This is a genomic window from Kosakonia sp. S57 (genome assembly GCF_016516575.1).
Taxonomy (GTDB): Bacteria; Pseudomonadota; Gammaproteobacteria; order Enterobacterales; family Enterobacteriaceae; genus Kosakonia; species Kosakonia cowanii.
Map to the genome: position 1 here is coordinate 105,926 of NZ_JACVUL010000010.1, position 18,685 is coordinate 124,610.

Genomic DNA, 18,685 nt, shown 5'->3' on the forward strand with positions numbered 1-18,685 from the left:
ATCTTTTTAAATGAAATTAAAAGATGGGCGTTTATTTTCCCAGAAGTCTGAAAGCGTTGGCTATGCTTTAGGCTGGGTGTCTTACATTTTGCCTGAAAGTGGAACGGAGCAATCAGATTGCACATGACGTGCGGCACCGTTCAGGTTCAAAAGAGTATCGCAACCGCACGCAACGGCGGTGGAAGAGGCGATAACACAACAACAGGATGAGAACCATGTCTGTTCATGTTGATAAAGACGTGATTAATGCGCTTATTGTCGGCCATTTTGCCGATCCATTTTCTGTTCTCGGAATGCACCGTACCGATGCGGGTCTGGAAGTTCGCGCGCTTTTACCCGACGCCACGGAAGTCTGGGTGATTGAAACCAAAACCGGGCGTAAAGTGGCAAAACTGGAGTGTATCGACTCCCGCGGCTTTTTCAGCGGCATCGTGCCGCGCCGCAAAAATCCCTTTAATTATCAGTTTGCCGTCTTCTGGCACGGCCAACAGAATCTGATTGATGATCCTTACCGTTTCGGCCCATTAATTCAGGAGCTGGATGCCTGGCTGCTGAGTGAAGGCACCCATCTGCGTCCCTATGAGACCCTGGGTGCCCACGCCGATACGATGGATGGCGTCGTCGGCACGCGGTTCTCCGTCTGGGCACCGAACGCGCGGCGCGTGTCGGTGGTCGGTCAGTTCAACTTCTGGGATGGCCGCCGCCACCCGATGCGCCTGCGCCGCGAAAGCGGTATCTGGGAGTTATTTATTCCCGGTGCGCTCAACGGCCAGCTCTATAAATTCGAATTACTCGATGCAAACGGTCATTTGCGTATCAAATCTGACCCTTACGCCTTCGAAGCGCAGATGCGCCCCGACAGCGCCTCGCTGATTTGCGGTCTGCCGGGTAAAAAAACGCAGAGCGAAGAGCGCAAGCAGGCGAATAATTTCGATGCGCCTATCAGTATTTATGAGGTGCATCTTGGCTCCTGGCGACGCCATACGGATAACAACTTCTGGCTCAGCTACCGTGAATTAGCCGACCAACTGGTGCCTTACGCCAAGTGGATGGGCTTTACCCACCTTGAACTGCTGCCGATCAACGAGCATCCGTTTGATGGCAGCTGGGGCTATCAGCCTACCGGGATGTATGCGCCGACGCGCCGTTTCGGCACGCGCGACGACTTCCTGCACTTTATCCATACCGCGCACGCTGCCGGTCTTGGCGTGATCCTCGACTGGGTGCCGGGCCACTTCCCGTCCGATGATTTTGGTCTGGCGGAGTTTGACGGCACGCACCTCTACGAGCACAGCGATCCGCGCGAAGGGTATCACCAGGACTGGAACACGCTGATTTACAACTATGGCCGCCGGGAAGTGAGCAACTACCTGGTCGGTAACGCCCTCTACTGGATTGAACGCTTCGGCATTGATGCGCTGCGCGTCGATGCGGTGGCGTCGATGATCTACCGCGACTACAGCCGCAAAGAGGGCGAGTGGGTGCCGAACGAATATGGCGGCCGCGAAAACCTCGAAGCGATTAAGTTCCTGCGCGACACCAACCGCATTATCGGCGAGCTGGCACCGGGCGCAGTGACGATGGCAGAAGAGTCGACGGATTTCCCCGGCGTCTCGCGCCCGCCATCAGGCGGCGGTCTTGGCTTCTGGTACAAGTGGAACCTCGGCTGGATGCACGACACGCTCGACTATATGAAGCTCGACCCGATCTACCGCAAGTATCACCACCACAAGCTCACCTTCGGCATGGTCTACAACCACACCGAGAACTTTATTCTGCCGCTCTCCCATGACGAAGTGGTGCACGGTAAGAAATCGATTCTCGATCGTATGCCGGGCGACGCGTGGCAGAAGTTCGCCAACCTGCGCGCCTATTACGCCTGGATGTGGGCCTTCCCCGGCAAGAAACTGATGTTTATGGGCTGCGAGTTTGCCCAGGGCCGCGAGTGGAACCACGACAGCAGCCTCGACTGGCACCTGCTGGAAGGTGACGACAACTGGCATCACGGCGTACAGCGCCTGGTGCGCGATATGAACACCCTCTATCGTCACCATAAGCCGCTGCATGAAATGGACTTTGACTCCTACGGCTTCGAGTGGCTGGTGGTCGACGATGAAGAAGCATCGGTGTTTGCTTTTGTCCGCCGCGACAAAGCAGGCAATGAAATTATCGTCGTGAGCAACTTTACGCCGGTCTCGCGCCAGGGTTACCGCCTCGGTATCAACCAGCCGGGACGCTGGCGCGAAGTGTTGAACAGCGACTCGATGCACTACCACGGCAGCAACACCGGCAACGGTGGCCTGGTGCAGAGCGACGAGATTGCCAACCGCGGGCGTGACAACTCGCTGCTGCTCAACCTGCCGCCGCTCGGCACAATCTGGCTGGTGCGGGAGGGGGAATGATCTCCCTGACGGCTGGCTCCGCGAGCCCGCTCGGTGCAGAAGTGCAGAGCGGGGGCGTCAACTTTAGCCTCTTCTCAGCCCATGCTGAGCGCGTGGAGCTGTGCCTGTTCGACGCCGAAGGCAATGAGCAGCGCGTCGATCTGCCGGTGCGCACGGGCGATATCTGGCACGGTTTTCTTCCCGGCGCAAAAGCAGGCCAGCGCTACGGTTATCGCGTGCATGGCCCGTGGCAACCGGCGCAGGGGCACCGCTTTAACCCGGCGAAACTGCTGCTCGATCCCTGCGCGCGGCGCGTGGAGGGCGAGGCGGTAGATAGCCCGCTGTTCCACGCCGGTTTCGACCAACCCGATCCCCACGACAGCGCGCCGCTCGGCTTACGCAGCGTGGTGGTCAACGACGCGTTTGACTGGGAAGCGGATAAAGCGCCGCGCACGCCGTGGGGCAACAGCGTCATTTATGAAGCCCATGTCAAAGGCCTCACCTGGCTGCACCCGGACATTCCGCACGAGATCCGCGGCACCTATAAAGCGCTCGCGCATCCGGTGATGATCGCCTGGTTTAAACAGCTGGGCATCACCGCCCTCGAACTGCTGCCTATTGCCCATTTTGCTCATGAGCAGCGCTTGCAACGCCTCGGGCTGAGCAACTACTGGGGCTACAACCCGCTGGCGCTTTTTGCGCTGCATCCGGCTTACGCCCACGATCCTGAGCAGGCGATTAACGAGTTCCGCGCGGCGGTGAAAGCGCTGCACGCGGCGGGCATCGAAGTGATCCTCGATATCGTGCTTAACCACAGCGCTGAGACGGACCTTGCCGGCCCGACCTTCAGCCAGCGCGGAATCGACAACCGTAGCTACTATTGGATCAGAGAAGATGGCGATTACCACAACTGGACCGGCTGCGGTAACACCCTCAATTTGAGCCAGGCAGGCGTGGTGGAGTATGCCCACGCCTGCCTGCGTTATTGGGTGGAGACGTTTCACATTGACGGCTTCCGCTTTGATCTTGCCCCGGTAATGGGGCGCACGCCGGAATTTAACCCGCAGGCACCGCTGTTTACGGCGATCCAAAACGATCCGCTGCTGCGCGATCTGAAGCTGATTGCCGAGCCGTGGGACATCGGTGAAGGCGGCTATCAGGTGGGCAATTTCCCTGCGCCTTTTGCCGAGTGGAATGACCATTTCCGCGACGCCGCGCGCCGCTTCTGGCTGACGGAGTCACTGCCGATGGGCGCGTTTGCCGGGCGCTTTGCCGCCTCCAGCGATCTCTTTAAACGCGACGGACGCCTGCCGTCGGCGACGGTCAATCTGGTGACGGCTCATGACGGTTTTACGCTGCGCGACTGCGTCAGCTTTAACCACAAGCACAACCAGGCCAACGGGGAAGATAACCGCGACGGCACTAACGATAACCACAGTTTCAACCACGGTGTTGAAGGGCTGGATGCCAGCGCCGATGTGATGGCGCGTCGACGCGCAAGCCAGCATGCGCTGCTGGCGACGCTGCTGCTGTCGCAGGGGACGCCGATGCTGCTGGCGGGCGACGAGATGGGCCACAGCCAGCATGGGAACAATAACGCCTACTGCCAGGATAACGCGCTGACCTGGCTCGACTGGCGCCAGGCGGATCACGGGTTAATCGACTTTACTGCTGCGCTTATCAAAGCGCGGTCGCACATCGCCGCGCTGACGGACGATGCGTGGTGGGAAGAGGGTGACGGCAACGTCGCCTGGCTTAATCAGCATGGGCGGCCATTAACGCCGCAGGAGTGGCAGGAGGGGGCGCCTCGCCTGCAAATCCTGTTATCGAATAACTACTTACTTGTGATGAACGCCACCTCTGAATTGGCGGAAATAGCGTTACCGACCGGCGACTGGCATGCCCTGTCGCCCTTTGCCGGAGAAGAGAATCCGGTGGTGATAACTGTCTGGCAGGCACCACAGCACGGCGTGTGCCTCTTTCAGCGGTCAGATAAACGGAGTCAGTCATGGTGAGATTAGATAAGAACGACCCTACAATGTTGGCGCGCCAGCTGCCGTTAAAATCCGTCGCCCTGATTCTGGCGGGTGGACGTGGCACACGCCTGAAAGATTTAACCAAAAAACGCGCCAAGCCCGCCGTCCACTTCGGCGGCAAATTCCGCATCATCGACTTTGCGCTCTCTAACTGCATCAACTCAGGCATCCGCCGCATCGGCGTTATCACCCAGTATCAGTCCCACACGCTGATCCAGCATATCCAGCGCGGCTGGTCTTTCTTCAACAACGAGATGAACGAGTTTGTCGATCTGCTGCCTGCCCAGCAGCGCGTTCATGGCGAAAACTGGTATCGCGGCACCGCCGATGCGGTCACGCAGAACCTCGATATTATTCGCCGCTACGGCGCGGAGTACATCGTCATCCTCGCCGGTGACCATATCTATAAGCAGGACTACTCGCGCATGCTGCTCGACCACGTTGAGAAGGGCGCGCAGTGTACGGTGGCCTGTTTACCGGTGCCGGTGCATGAAGCCACCGCGTTCGGCGTGATGGCGGTCGATGAGAACGACAAAGTGATCGACTTCGTCGAGAAACCCTCCAATCCGCCGAGCATGCCGGGTGATGAAACCCGCGCGCTTGCCAGTATGGGCATCTATATTTTTGACGCCGAGTACCTCTACGATCTGCTGGAAGCGGACGATAAAAACGAAAATTCCAGCCACGATTTCGGTAAAGATATTATTCCGCAAATCGTCAAATCCGGTATGGCGTTCGCCCACCCTTTCCCCTTGTCCTGCGTGCAATCCGACCCGAATTCCGAGCCCTACTGGCGCGACGTCGGCACGCTGGAAGCCTACTGGAAAACCAACCTGGATCTGGCCTCGGTCATGCCCGAACTGGACATGTACGATCAAAACTGGCCTATCCGTACCTATAATCAATCATTGCCGCCGGCGAAATTCGTGCAGGACAGATCCGGCAGCCATGGCATGACGTTGAACTCGCTGGTTTCCGGCGGCTGCGTTATTTCAGGATCGGTTGTTGTGCAGTCGGTGCTTTTCTCCCGCGTACGCATCAACTCATTTTGCAATATCGACTCGGCGGTTCTGCTGCCGGATGTCTGGGTCGGGCGCTCTTGCCGCCTGCGCCGCTGCATTATCGACAGAGCCTGCGAGATACCGGAAGGCACGGTGATTGGCGAAAACGCAGAAGAAGACGCACGACGCTTCTACCGATCGGAAGAGGGCATTGTGCTGGTTACGCGCGAAATGCTGCGCAAATTACAAGGTTGAAAGCACCACTTACATCCTTGCGCGGAAGGGGTCCGCGTGCTGTTTTTCCGTGAACGGCAACGCGAGCCGAACGGTTTTGACAGGAGCGATAATGCAGGTTTTACATGTATGTTCTGAGATGTTTCCGTTGCTGAAGACCGGTGGTCTGGCGGACGTGATTGGCGCGCTGCCCGCGGCACAAATTGCCGATGGGGTAGATACGCGCGTTCTGCTGCCTGCGTTCCCGGATATTCGCCGTGGTGTAACCGACGCAAAAGTGATCTCCCGCCGCGATACCTTCGCCGGCAAGATCTCTCTGCTCTTCGGCCACTTCAACGGGGTGGGGATCTACATGATCGATGCGCCGCACCTCTATGAGCGCCCCGGCAGCCCTTACCATGACACCAACCTGTTCGCCTACACCGATAACGTGCTGCGTTTTGCGCTGCTCGGCTGGGTCGGCAGTGAAATGGCCTGTGGCCTCGATCCCTTCTGGCGACCGGACATCGTGCATGCGCACGACTGGCACGCCGGTCTGACGCCAGCCTATATGTCGCTGAAAGATCACTCGGCAAAATCGGTGTTTACCGTGCATAACCTTGCCTATCAGGGCATGTTTTATGCGCAGCATATGGATGACATCGATCTGCCATGGTCCTTCTTTAACATGCACGGGCTGGAGTTCAACGGCCAGATCTCCTTCCTGAAAGCGGGGCTCTACTACGCGGATCACATCACCGCCGTCAGCCCGACCTACGCGCGGGAGATCACCGAACCGCAATATGCGTATGGTATGGAAGGGTTACTGCGCCAGCGCCAGAAAGAGGGCCGCCTGAGCGGTATTCTCAACGGCGTTGACGAGAAGATTTGGGACCCGGCCACCGACCTGCTGCTCGGCGCGCGCTACACGCGTGACACGCTGGAGGAGAAGGCGGAGAACAAACGCCAGTTGCAGATTGCCATGGGGCTGAAGGTGAACGACAAAGTGCCGCTGTTTGCGGTGGTGAGCCGTTTAACCAGCCAGAAAGGGCTCGATCTGGTGCTGGAAGCGCTGCCCGGTTTGCTGGAGCAGGGCGGTCAGTTAGCGCTGCTCGGCGCGGGCGATCCGGTGTTGCAAGAGGGTTTCCTCGCCGCAGCGGCAGAACACCCCGGCCAGGTGGGCGTGCAGATTGGTTACCACGAAGCCTTCTCGCACCGCATTATGGGCGGCGCGGATGTGATTCTGGTGCCGAGCCGCTTTGAGCCGTGCGGGTTAACGCAGCTCTACGGTCTGAAATATGGCACCCTGCCGCTGGTACGACGCACCGGCGGGTTAGCCGATACTGTCTCTGACAGCTCGCTGGAGAACCTCGCCGACGGCGTGGCCAGCGGGTTTGTTTTTGAGGACAGCAACGCATTAGCGTTGCTTCGCGCGATTCGTCGTGCTTTCGTATTGTGGTCCCGTCCTTCGCTGTGGCGTTTTGTTCAGCGCCAGGCAATGGCAATGGATTTTAGCTGGCAGGTCGCAGCGCAGTCATACCGCGATCTTTACACTCGGTTGAAATAGTTTTCCAGGAATCACGCATATGAATGCTCCGTTTACCTATGCTTCACCGACACTAAGTGTCGAGGCATTGAAACACTCGATTGCCTATAAACTGATGTTCACGATCGGTAAAGATCCGGTTATCGCTAACAAACATGAGTGGCTGAACGCCACGCTGTTTGCCGTTCGCGATCGGCTGGTGGAGCGCTGGCTGCGTTCCACCCGCGCGCAGCTCTCGCAGGAGGTGCGCCAGGTCTACTACCTGTCCATGGAGTTTCTGATTGGCCGTACGCTCTCCAACGCGCTGCTCTCGCTCGGAATTTATGAGGATGTGAAAAACGCGCTGGATGAGATGGGCCTCGACCTTGAAGAGCTGATCGACGAAGAGAACGATCCGGGCTTAGGTAACGGCGGCCTCGGGCGGCTGGCAGCCTGCTTCCTCGATTCGCTGGCGACCCTCGGGCTGCCGGGGCGCGGCTACGGCATTCGCTATGATTACGGCATGTTCAAACAGAACATCGTCGAGGGGCGTCAGAAAGAGTCCCCCGATTACTGGCTGGAGTATGGCAACCCGTGGGAGTTCAAACGCCACAACACGCGCTACAAAGTGCGGTTTGGCGGGCGTATTCAGCAGGAGGGGAGAAAGAGCCGCTGGGTTGAAACCGAAGAGATCCTTGCGGTGGCCTACGACCAGATTATCCCCGGCTATGACACCGACGCGACCAATACGCTGCGTTTGTGGAATGCGCAGGCCAGTAGCGCGATTAACCTCGGTAAATTCAACCAGGGCGACTACTTCGCGGCGGTGGAGGATAAAAACCACTCCGAGAACGTCTCCCGCGTGCTCTACCCGGATGACTCCACTTACTCCGGGCGCGAGCTGCGTCTGCGCCAGGAGTACTTCCTGGTCTCGGCGACGGTGCAGGATATTCTCCATCGCCACTTCCAGCTGCATCAGACCTACAGCAATCTGGCGGACAAAATCGCCATTCACCTCAACGACACCCACCCGGTGTTGTCGATCCCGGAGCTGATGCGTCTGCTGATTGACGAGCATAAGTTCGACTGGGACGAGGCGTTTGAAGTGACCTGCCAGGTCTTCTCTTACACCAACCATACGTTGATGAGCGAAGCGCTGGAAACCTGGCCGGTTGAGATGCTCGGCAAGATCCTGCCGCGCCATCTGCAAATCATTTTCGAAATTAACGACTACTTCCTGAAGACGTTGCAGGAGCAGCACCCGAACGATATCGAGTTGCTGAGCCGCACGTCGATCATTGATGAGTCAAGCGGTCGCCGCGTGCGTATGGCGTGGCTGGCAGTAGTGGTGAGCCATAAAGTGAATGGCGTGTCGGAGCTGCACTCTAACCTGATGGTGCAGTCGCTGTTTGCCGATTTCGCCGCCATCTTCCCGATGCGCTTCCTTAACGTCACCAACGGCGTGACGCCGCGCCGCTGGCTGGCGCTGGCTAACCCGTCGCTCTCGGAAGTGCTGGATGAGCATATCGGCCGCACCTGGCGTACCGATCTCAGCCAGTTGAGCGAGCTTGAGCAGCATATCGACTTCCCGGCGGTGAACCAGGCGGTGCGCCATGCCAAGCTGGAGAACAAAAAGCGGCTGGCGACGATTATCGCCCAGCAGCTTAATGTGGTGGTTAACCCGAAAGCGCTGTTCGATGTGCAGATCAAACGTATTCATGAGTACAAACGTCAGCTGATGAATGTGCTGCACGTCATCACCCGCTATAACCGGATCAAGGCCGATCCGACGGCGGAGTGGGTGCCGCGCGTCAATATCTTTGCCGGTAAAGCCGCCTCGGCTTACTACATGGCGAAGCACATTATTCACCTCATCAACGATGTCGCGCAGGTGATCAACAACGATCCCGATATCGGCGATAAGCTGAAAGTGGTCTTTATCCCTAACTACAGCGTCAGCCTTGCGCAGGTGATCATTCCGGCGGCGGATCTTTCCGAGCAGATCTCGCTGGCGGGTACCGAAGCGTCGGGCACCAGTAACATGAAGTTCGCCCTTAACGGCGCGTTGACTATCGGCACGCTGGATGGCGCGAATGTGGAGATGCTGGATCACGTCGGCGAGGAGAATATCTTTATCTTTGGTAACACCGCGGATGAGGTGGAAGAGCTGCGTCGTCAGGGCTACAAACCGCGCGAGTACTACGAAAAAGATGAAGAGCTGCACCAGGTGTTAACGCAGATCGCCACCGGTCTGTTTAACCCGCAGGATCCAGGGCGCTACCGCGATCTGGTCGATTCGCTGATTAACTTTGGCGACCACTACCAGGTGCTGGCGGATTTCCGCAGCTATGTCGACTGTCAGGATAAAGTGGATGCGCTCTATCAGCATCCGGAAGAGTGGACCACCAAAGCGATGCGCAATATCGCCAACATGGGCTACTTCTCCTCTGACCGCACGATCCAGGAGTACGCGGAGCATATCTGGAACATCAAGCCGGTGCGGCTTTAGCTGAAACGGCGTAGTCGCCATCCGGCGGTGTGCTGAATGTGGCACCGCATGCCGGATGGCGCTGACGCTTATCCGGCCTACAACTTCCCGATCGACGAACGTTTAAACCGCGATATCAAGCTGTAACTCTTCGAGGGTTTTCGCGCCGTCGATGGCGTTGGCACACAACAAACTGGCGCGGGCGCAGGCATGGGCTAACTGAATGCTGTGCGCTAACGGCCACGCTTCGTGACACCCGTATAAAAATCCGGCGCAAAAGGCATCTCCTGCTCCCACGCTGCCGACAATCTCCGCCTGGCTTAACATCCGCGACGGGATCCACGCTCCGGCTTCATCCGCGGCTTCACCCCATGCCCCTTCCGGGCAATGAATCACCACCCGCTGTTTAACCCCTGCCGCCAAAAGCTGCGCCGCCGCGCGGCCAATATTCTCAACGTGGGGCTTATCCTGCGCGGTACGCATCGCCAGCCCGCTGAACTCGCCCGCTTCTAACTCGTTGATCACCAGATAATCCAGGTGCGGCAGGCAGGGCAGCACCAGCGGTTTATAGCGCGGGTCGCCTTTGCGCGACACCAGATCGAGCGAGGTCTCAAACCCCTGCTCGCGCATCTGCGCCAGCAACCGCGCGCTGCGCGTGCCGTACTCCTCATCGGCCTTATCAAGGCTGTCGAGCAGTAGCAGATAGCCGAGATGGAAAATCTTCATCTCGCCGTTAAGCATCTCAAAGGCGTCGATATCCAGCAGCCGGTTGGCACCGGGCGAGTGAAAAAAGGTGCGCTGGCCGGAGGGATCGGTCATCACCTGCGACATCGAGGTGGGGGCGGAAGGGGTGCGCTGCACATGCTGGCGATTGACATGGTACTGATCGAGCATCGCCATAATGTAGTCGCCGTCGCCATCTTCGCCCACCAGCCCGACCGCCTGCAGCGGCAGGCCAACGTGCATTTTCGCCAGCGTCAGCAGCACATTAAGCGGCGCGCCGCCCGTCGAGCGCTCGCTCTGAACGATCTCCGCCAGCCAGCCGCGCTCCGGCCACTGGGCAATATGGTGGACGTGATCCACCAGCATATTGCCAGCGGCGATAACCCCGTGGCGGGCCATCAGCACTGCCCCGCGCTGCCGAAGATGCGCATCTGCCCGGCCACCGTATCGGCAATCGCCTCTTCGACACTGAGCAGCAGCTGGGCGAACTCATCATACAGCGGCTGGCGATCCGCCATACGCTGCTCAATGGCGCCAAGCGCCGCCTGCGACATGCCGGTGTAGAAGTTGATTTTATGAATGCCAAGCGAAATGGCGCGACGAAAATCCTCATCGCTGATGCCTGAGCCGCCATGCAGCACCAGCGGCAGGCCGGTCTGCTGGCGAATGGCGTCGAGGCGGGCGAAATCGAGCTTCGGTTCGCCCTTATATTTGCCGTGCGCATTACCGATGGCGACCGCCAGCGTGTCGATGCCGGTGCGATCGACAAACTCCCGCGCCAGCGCCGGATCGGTAAAGCAGGCTTCATCGGCGTGACCATACAGCGCGCCGCCCTCATCGCCGCCAACCGCGCCTAATTCTGCCTCCACCGAGACGCCCACGGCGTGGCACATCTTCACCACTTCCCGCGTCTGGCGAATATTCTCTTCATACTCCAGCGCGGAGCCGTCGAACATAACCGAACTGAAACCGAGGCGCAGGGCGCGCACCACCGACTCAAAATGCAGGCCGTGATCGAGGTTTAGCACCACCGGAATATCGCTGCGCGCGGCTTCAAACTTCACCGCCTCCACCAGCGACTCCAGCGAGACATACTTAAAGTGCACTTCGGCAATATTGATAATAAACGGCGAGCGCTCCCGCTTTGCGGCGGCGAACAGCGCGCGCAGAAAGTGGGAGTCGAGCACGTTAAACGCGCCTAAGGCGTAGTGGTGCTCGCGCGCATGCGCCAGCCCTGCGGCGAGAGAGATCATGGGCATAACCGCCTCCTTTACCCTAAAAAGAGTGAGTACTCATTACAGAGCACCAGATGTGCCGGTTCATCCTCCAGCACGTCGCTAAAGCGGTTCGCCGGGTTGAGGAAGTGGTTGTCGTGCTGGTCATCGTTAACCGATGAAACCTCGCCGACCAGCACATCGCCAAACCCCGGCTCGCCCCAAAAGCTATGATAAAGCCCCGGTGTGACACAAATGCTTTCCCCTGGTGAGAGGCGCAGCTGGCTGCCCGCCGCGTGCGTGTGTCGGCAGCCATCGATGACCACGGTAACGTCGCTGCTGTCAGTCTGGTGCTGCGCATCCGCGTTCCATAGTTCAATAATTAAGTTTCCGCCGCCGCGATTAATGATGTCCTCGCGCTTGCGCCAGTGCAGGTGCATCGGCGTAAGCTGCCCGTCGCGCACATGCATGATCTTCTCTGCATAGCACTTGGCAAAAGGCGCGCCGTCCGGCGAGCCGTTGCGCAGGGTAAAGAGCGTCAGCCCCTCGGCGTAAAAGTTGTCGCCGCCAAAGGCGGTGACATCCCACCCCAGCTTCAGCTCGAACACTTCTCGCCACGCCTCATGATCCAGCTCGCGCCACTGGGTCGGCGCAAAGCTGGCAAAAGGCGGCAGATGCACGTCGTGCTTCGAGAAAAACTGCCGCGTGTGGCCGAGAATGTCATTAATGGCAGAGCGTTTCATCGTCTCTCCGTATCGCGCTTTCCCTCCCGCGCGGGGAGGGAGAGGGCTTATTTCACCGTCCAGCCTTTGTAGTTGGCGACGCTCTGCTTATCGATCAGCGTCACCGGGATCAGCACCGGCTCTTTCGGCGCGGGCTTGCCTTGCAGAATGTCGTAACCAATCTCCACCGCACGCGCCGCCATCACCTGCGGATCCTGCGCCGGGGTGGCAACAAACAGCGAGTTCTTACGCTTCAGCGCCTCTTCACCATCCGGGCTACCGTCGACGCCAACGATAAAGAACTCGCTACGCTGTGCCTGTTTGGCTGCCAGATCGGCCCCGATCGCTGTCGGATCGTTAATCGCGAACACGCCGTCGATTTTCGGGTTGGCGGCCAGCAGGGAGGTCATCACTTCCAGCCCGCCTTCGCGGCTACCTTTGGCGTTCTGGTTATCTGAGAGCACCTTAATATCCGGGTGACGTTTAAACTCTTTCTGGCACCCTTCGACACGGTTCTGTACTGCGGAAACCGGCGGCCCGTTGATGATCACCACATTGCCTTTGCCCTTCAGGCGATCGGTGATGTATTTACAGGCCATTTCGCCCGCCTGGGTGTTATCGGAGGTGATTGTCGCATCGGCACCTTCTGCCGCCACGTCCACCGCCACTACCACAATGCCAGCCTCTTTCGCCCGTTTAACCGCCGGGCCGATGCCTTTTGAATCCGCGGCGTTGAGGATGATCATGTCGACCTTCGCCGCGATAAAGTTATCAATCTGGCCGACCTGCTGACCGAGGTCGTAGCCGCTGGAGACCAGCGTCACTTTGACCTTATCGCCCGCCAGCTTGCGTGCTTCCAGCTCCGCGCCTTTGGTGATCTGCACAAAGAAGGGGTTGGCGAGATCGCCCACCGTGACGCCGATAGATTTCAGTTCTTTCGCCTGAACGAACGGCGTCGCGGCGAGCAGGGCCGTGGCGCAGAGCGCGGTGACAAGAGGTTTAAGACGCATGCTGTAATCCTCACTTATGTTACTGTTTTGTAGGGTTTTATTATGCTGCCTGATGGTGTCGGGTACGGTATTTGTCAATCAGCACCGCTATGATGATCACCGCCCCTTTGATCACCAGTTGCCAGAAGTAGGAGACGCCCATTAGCGTCATGCCGTTGTTTAGGGTGGCGATGATTAACGCGCCAACCAGCGTGCCGGTGATGGTGCCGATACCGCCGACAAAACTGGTGCCGCCGAGAATGACCGCCGCAATCGCATCCAGCTCGTAGCCCATGCCAAGGTTGCCGTTGGCGCTGTAAAGGCGCGAGGCGCTCATCACCCCGCCAAGGCCGGAGAGCAGCCCGCTAATGCCGTAGACGAAGAGTAAAACCAGCCACACTTTGATGCCGGTAAGGCGCGCTGCCTGCATGTTGCCGCCGACCGCGTAGATATGAACGCCGAGCGTGGTGCGGCGCAGAATAAACCAGCACACCGCAATCACCGCCAGCGCGATCACCACCAGCCACGGCACCGGGCCGAGATAGTTATTGCCGATCCACTCAAAGCTGATGTCCGAGTTGATAACGGTAGTGCCATCCGCCAGCAGATAGGCCGCGCCGCGCAGCGCCGTATAGGTGCCGAGCGTGACGATAAAGGGGGGCAATCCGGCAAAGGCGACCAGCGCGCCGTTAAACAGGCCGAGCAGCAGGCCGAGCATCAGCGCAGCGGGCACCGAGAGCATCGACAGCTCCGGCATCAGCGATACCACCATTGCCGCCACCGCCGTGGTACCAAGAATTGAGCCAACCGAAAGATCGATCCCGCCAGTGAGAATGATGAAGGTCATACCTGCCGCCAGCACGATGTTGATCGACGCCTGGCGGGTAATATTGAGCAGGTTGCTCTCGGTAAAGAAGTTCGGCGCGATAAAGCCAAAAACCGCGACGATCAGGATGAGAATCGGCAGGATGCCGACGGTTTGCATCAGATCGCCCATCAGCACTTTTTTGGCGGAGGCAGATTTGGCCTCCTGCTGCGGCGTGGTGGCCGGGTGTGGTTTCATTTCAGTCATGGTGTACCGCCTGGTGATGGGTGTCGTTAACGCCGGTCGCCAGCGTCATAATCTCTTCCTGGGTGATAGCCTCGCCCTGCAACTCGCCGGCGATAGTGCCTTCGCGCATCACATAGACGCGGTCGCTCATGCCGACCACCTCCGGCAGTTCGCTGGAGATCATCAGGATCGCCACCCCTTCGCGCGCCATCTGGTTCATGATCCGGTAGATCTCGCTCTTCGCGCCGACATCAACGCCGCGCGTCGGCTCATCAAGGATCAGGATGCGTGGGCCAATTGCCACCCAGCGCGAGATAAGCAGTTTTTGCTGGTTGCCGCCGGACAAACCGCCCGCCCGCACCTGCGCGTGCGGCACGCGAATATTGAGTAATTTGATCGCGTCATCGGAGAGGGTTTGCGCCTTTTTGCGGTTCAACATGCCCCACAACGCATCGCGCTCCAGCGTCGCCATGGTGATGTTCTCCTGCGCTGCCAGTTCAAGGAACAGCCCCTGCTCTTTGCGGTTCTCGGTCAAAAAGCCGATGCCAAGATCGATCGCCGCGCGCGGGGAGTGGATCACTACCGGTTCGCCATCGATCTCAATCATGCCGCCGGTCGCTTTGCGCACGCCGAAAATCAGCTGCGCCAGTTCGGATCGCCCGGCACCGACCAGCCCGGCCAGGCCGACAATTTCTCCGGCGCGCACCTGCAGGCTGACCGGCTGGATCTTGCCGCCATCGGTGAGATGGTGAACGGTAAGACGCGGTTTGCCGGGGGTGATATCGCGCGCTTTATTAAACAGATCGCTGAGCGGTCGCCCGACCATCATGCGCACCAGTTCGGCGGCGTTGAGGTTGTCGCGCGTCAGGCTGCCCACATACTGGCCATCGCGCAGCACGCTGACGCGATCCGAAAGTTCATACACTTCCGCCATACGGTGGCTGATATAGATAATTGCCATTCCCTCATCGCGCAGGCGCATGATCAGTTCAAACAGGTGGTGAGTTTCACGGGAGGAGAGGGCGGCGGTGGGTTCATCCATCACCAGAATACGGCTGTTGCGGTGCAGGGCGCGGGCGATCTCCACCTGTTGCTGCTCGGCGATGGTCAGCTTCATCACCCGGTCGGTGGCGCTGAAATTGGCACCAAGACGGTCAATCACCGCCTGCGCCTGCGCCGCCATGGTTTTGCGCTGCACCAGCCCGCCGCGTGCGATTTCGCTGCCGAGAAAGATGTTCTCCGCCACCGTTAAGTTAGGCGCGAGCTGCATCTCCTGGTAGATCAAGGTGATCCCGGCGGTAAGGGCGTCTTTTGGCCCGCGAATGGTGTGAGGCTTGCCGTCGATCAGGATCTCGCCGCTGGTGGCGCTGTAGGCCCCGGCGAGGATCTTCATCAGCGTGCTTTTGCCGGCACCGTTCTCTCCCATTAAGGCATGGATCTCGCCGGGCCAGACCGTCAGGTCCACCCCTTTGAGGGCGTAAAACTTGCCGAACACTTTGGCAATATTACGCATCTCCAGCACGGGCACATTAGGCATGACGAAGCTCCTGCGAGTGACGATTTACGCACTTCATCACACGTTGGTAAATGGAGAATGTCAGAAGCTGTTCATATTTGTCATAGTGGCGCCACGCCACTGTTGTGACCTCTCCCGGAGCCGCTATGCCCTATCGCGCCAACCCCTTTTTCACCAGCGCCCGCGGGCGACTGCTCTTTTTTAATGTGCTGGTGGTGGCGGTGACGCTAATGGTCTGCGCCGTAGCGGTGCTCGGCTTTCGCCACGCCAGCCAGTTGCAGGAGCAGGTGCAGCAGCAGACGCTGGATGATATGACCGCCAGCATGAACCTCGCGCGCGATACCGCCAGCGTCGCCACCGCTGCGGTGCGGCTTTCGCAGGTGGTTGGCGCGCAGGAATATAAAGGGGAGGCGGAGCGGCTGAAAGCGACGCAAAGCGCGCTGCAACGCTCATTAACGCAGCTGGCAAACGCGCCGCTGGCGCGGCTCGAACCGCAGCTGGTGGCGCAAATCACCCGCCGCAGCCAGGCGTTACAGCAGAGCGTCACAGAGATGCTGGAGCGGGGGCAGCGGCGCCACCTTGAGCGCAACGCGCTGCTTAGCTCCCTCTACCAGAATCAGAGCTATTTACGCCATTTGCAGACCATCGCCGCGCGCGACGGGCTGAACACCCCCGACCCGCGCCTGCTCAGTGAGATGGACAGGCTGCTTCTCGCCGCCATTCAGACGCCGTCGCCGCGCGCCACGCTGGCGCAACTGGCGGAGATTGTCGGCCAGCTCCCGACGCGGGCGGGCGATCCGCTGCTCGATTTTATCCTGCCCGATTTTCAGGCCGAGCTTAACAAGCTGATGCCGCTCGCGGGCCAGCTGGAGGAGAGCGATCTGGCGATCACCTGGTCGATGTTTCATATCAAAGCGCTGGGCGCGCTGCTCAACAACGATATCAACCAGTATGTGGCGGAAGTGGCGCAGGCCTCTGAACAGCGCACTGCCCAGAGCCACCAGGAGATGCGCTCCATCAGCATCTTTATCAGCCTGTTTGCGCTGCTGGCGCTGGCGATCACCGCCTGCGCCGGTTGGTATATCTACCGCAATCTGGGATCAAACCTGACCGCCATTTCACGCGCCATGTCGCGGCTGGCGCGCGGGGAATCGAATGTTTCGGTGCCTGCGCTGCAACGGCGCGACGAATTAGGCGAACTGGCGCGCGCCTTTAACGTCTTTGCCCGCAACACCGCCTCGCTGGAGCACACCTCCACGCTTTTAAAAGAGAAGAGCACGCAGCTGGAGACCACCTTTCATGCCATGCGCGACGGCTTTGCGCTGTTTGATAACCAGGGCTGCCTGGTGGTGTGGAACCCGCAATATCCGCTGCTGTTGGGCCTCGGCGAGGAGCCGCTGCGGCGCGGTCAGCACTACCACAGCCTGCTGCGCCAGGTGAGCGATCTTCCCGGCCATGTGCAGGAGAACCTTGCGCGCCCGCTGCCGTTAACCCAGGAGCTGCGGCTGGCGGATAACCGCACCATTGAGCTGCGCTTCAGCCCGGTGCCGGGGCGCGGGATGGTCAACGTGGTGCTGGATCGCACCGAGCGCAAAGGGCTGGAGGAGGCGCTGCTGCACAGCCAGAAGATGAAAGCCGTCGGCCAGCTTACCGGCGGGCTGGCGCACGATTTTAATAACCTGCTGGCGGTGATTATTGGCAGCCTGGAGCTGGCCTCAACCGACTCGCCGGACGCAGCGCGCATCTCACGCGCGCTGAAAGCCGCCGAGCGCGGGGCGCTGCTCACCCAGCGGCTGCTGGCCTTCTCACGCAAGCAGTCGCTCCACCCGCACGCGGTAGAGATGCAGGCGCTACTGGAGAATCTCGACGAGCTGCTGCGCCACTCGCTCCCCTCAACGCTGACCCTTGAGATTGAAGCGCAGCACGCCGCCTGGCCAGCGTGGATCGACGTCGGGCAACTGGAGAACGCCATCATCAACCTGGTGATGAACGCCCGCGATGCGATGGAGGGACAAACGGGCGTGATCAAAGTGCGCACCTGGAACCAGCGCGTCACCCGCACCGACGGACGCAGGCAGGATATGGTGGCGCTGGAGGTGATCGACAGCGGCTGCGGCATGTCGCAGGAGGTCAAAGCGCGGGTGTTTGAACCCTTCTTCACCACCAAACAGACCGGCAGCGGAAGCGGGCTGGGCTTGTCGATGGTTTACGGCTTTGTGCGCCAGTCCGGCGGACGGGTGGAGATTGAAAGTAACCCAGGGCAGGGCACCACGGTGCGTTTACAGCTACCGCGCGCCACCCTGCCAGCGGTGAGCAGCGCTGAACCGGCCAGCGATGCGCGACATGTGCGCAGCGATACGCTGATTCTGGTGCTGGAGGATGAAGCCGACGTGCGCCAGACCCTGTGCGAGCAGCTTCACGAGCTGGGCTACCTGACGCTGGAGGCGGAAAACGGTGACGCGGCGCTACAGATGCTTGCGGCTTCCACCGAGATTGGCGCGCTGATCAGCGACTTAATGCTGCCGGGGCGCTTAAGCGGCGCGGAGGTGATTGCTGCCGCTCGCCAGCACGCGCCAAACTTGCCGATGCTGCTGATCAGCGGCCAGGATCTGCGCCCTGCCCACAATCCGGCGCTGCCGGAGGTCGAACTGTTACGCAAGCCCTTCACCCGCGCGCAGCTGGCGCAGGCTCTGCAACGCATTGCGGTGTGAGGTGACGGCGCTCACAGGGTGATAAAAAGCTGGCTTGCCGTGACGCCTGTCGCCCGATAGATTATTTGCCTTAAGGATAGTGACTCCCTCACGGCTAAACCTGAAACCCACGCAC

At 59.6% G+C, this 18,685-nt stretch carries 12 protein-coding genes; 6 read left to right on the forward strand and 6 right to left on the reverse strand.

Annotated elements, in window-relative coordinates:
- Nucleotides 1–215 precede the first annotated feature (215 nt).
- The 5 genes from glgB (at nt 216) to glgP (ending at nt 9,665) form a co-directional block, all read left to right on the forward strand.
- Nucleotides 216–2,402: a 1,4-alpha-glucan branching enzyme gene (gene glgB / locus IAE48_RS11920; RefSeq protein ID WP_200134513.1), complete on the forward strand. Its 2,187-nt coding sequence runs from the start codon at nt 216–218 to the stop codon at nt 2,400–2,402.
- Nucleotides 2,399–4,396, forward strand: coding sequence for a glycogen debranching protein GlgX (glgX, locus tag IAE48_RS11925; protein ID WP_200134514.1), 1,998 nt, complete (start codon nt 2,399–2,401; stop codon nt 4,394–4,396). Before glgB ends, glgX begins: the two co-directional genes overlap by 4 nt.
- The gene (gene glgC, locus IAE48_RS11930) at nt 4,390–5,673 is read left to right on the forward strand and encodes a glucose-1-phosphate adenylyltransferase (RefSeq protein WP_094419145.1); all 1,284 of its coding nucleotides are present in this window, start codon (nt 4,390–4,392) and stop codon (nt 5,671–5,673) included. Before glgX ends, glgC begins: the two co-directional genes overlap by 7 nt.
- A gap of 91 nt (nt 5,674–5,764) precedes the next feature.
- On the forward strand, nt 5,765–7,198 hold the full coding sequence (gene glgA / locus IAE48_RS11935) for a glycogen synthase GlgA (protein WP_200134515.1): 1,434 nt from the start codon (nt 5,765–5,767) through the stop codon (nt 7,196–7,198).
- A gap of 19 nt (nt 7,199–7,217) precedes the next feature.
- Nucleotides 7,218–9,665, forward strand: coding sequence for a glycogen phosphorylase (gene glgP / locus IAE48_RS11940; protein ID WP_200134516.1), 2,448 nt, complete (start codon nt 7,218–7,220; stop codon nt 9,663–9,665).
- Nucleotides 9,666–9,767: 102 nt separating this feature from the next.
- Here glgP and IAE48_RS11945 read toward each other — a convergent pair whose 3' ends face one another.
- The 6 genes from IAE48_RS11945 to IAE48_RS11970 are packed head-to-tail and all read right to left on the reverse strand — an operon-like array spanning nt 9,768 to nt 15,880.
- Nucleotides 9,768–10,766 carry a carbohydrate kinase family protein gene (locus IAE48_RS11945; RefSeq protein WP_200134517.1) on the reverse strand — a complete coding sequence of 333 codons (999 nt, stop codon included), beginning with the start codon at nt 10,764–10,766 and terminating at the stop codon, nt 9,768–9,770.
- A complete protein-coding gene (locus IAE48_RS11950; protein WP_023478390.1) occupies nt 10,766–11,626 on the reverse strand; it encodes a ketose 1,6-bisphosphate aldolase in 861 nt (286 codons plus the stop codon). The genes IAE48_RS11945 and IAE48_RS11950 overlap by 1 nt, the downstream gene beginning before the upstream one ends.
- Nucleotides 11,627–11,637: 11 nt before the next feature.
- Nucleotides 11,638–12,324, reverse strand: a complete 687-nt coding sequence (locus IAE48_RS11955; RefSeq protein ID WP_023478366.1) for a D-lyxose/D-mannose family sugar isomerase — start codon at nt 12,322–12,324, stop codon at nt 11,638–11,640.
- 47 nt (nt 12,325–12,371) lie between these two features.
- Nucleotides 12,372–13,313, reverse strand: coding sequence for an ABC transporter substrate-binding protein (locus tag IAE48_RS11960; RefSeq protein WP_200134518.1), 942 nt, complete (start codon nt 13,311–13,313; stop codon nt 12,372–12,374).
- A 40-nt stretch (nt 13,314–13,353) separates the two neighbouring features.
- A complete protein-coding gene (locus tag IAE48_RS11965) occupies nt 13,354–14,355 on the reverse strand; it encodes a ribose ABC transporter permease (RefSeq protein WP_180344267.1) in 1,002 nt (333 codons plus the stop codon).
- A 1-nt stretch (nt 14,356) separates the two neighbouring features.
- Entirely contained in the window at nt 14,357–15,880 is a 1,524-nt protein-coding gene (locus IAE48_RS11970; RefSeq protein ID WP_200134519.1) for a sugar ABC transporter ATP-binding protein, read from the reverse strand.
- Between the two features lie 125 nt (nt 15,881–16,005).
- On the opposite strand from IAE48_RS11970, the gene IAE48_RS11975 reads away from it, so the two are divergent.
- A complete protein-coding gene (locus IAE48_RS11975; RefSeq protein ID WP_200134520.1) occupies nt 16,006–18,570 on the forward strand; it encodes an ATP-binding protein in 2,565 nt (854 codons plus the stop codon).
- Nucleotides 18,571–18,685 lie beyond the last annotated feature (115 nt).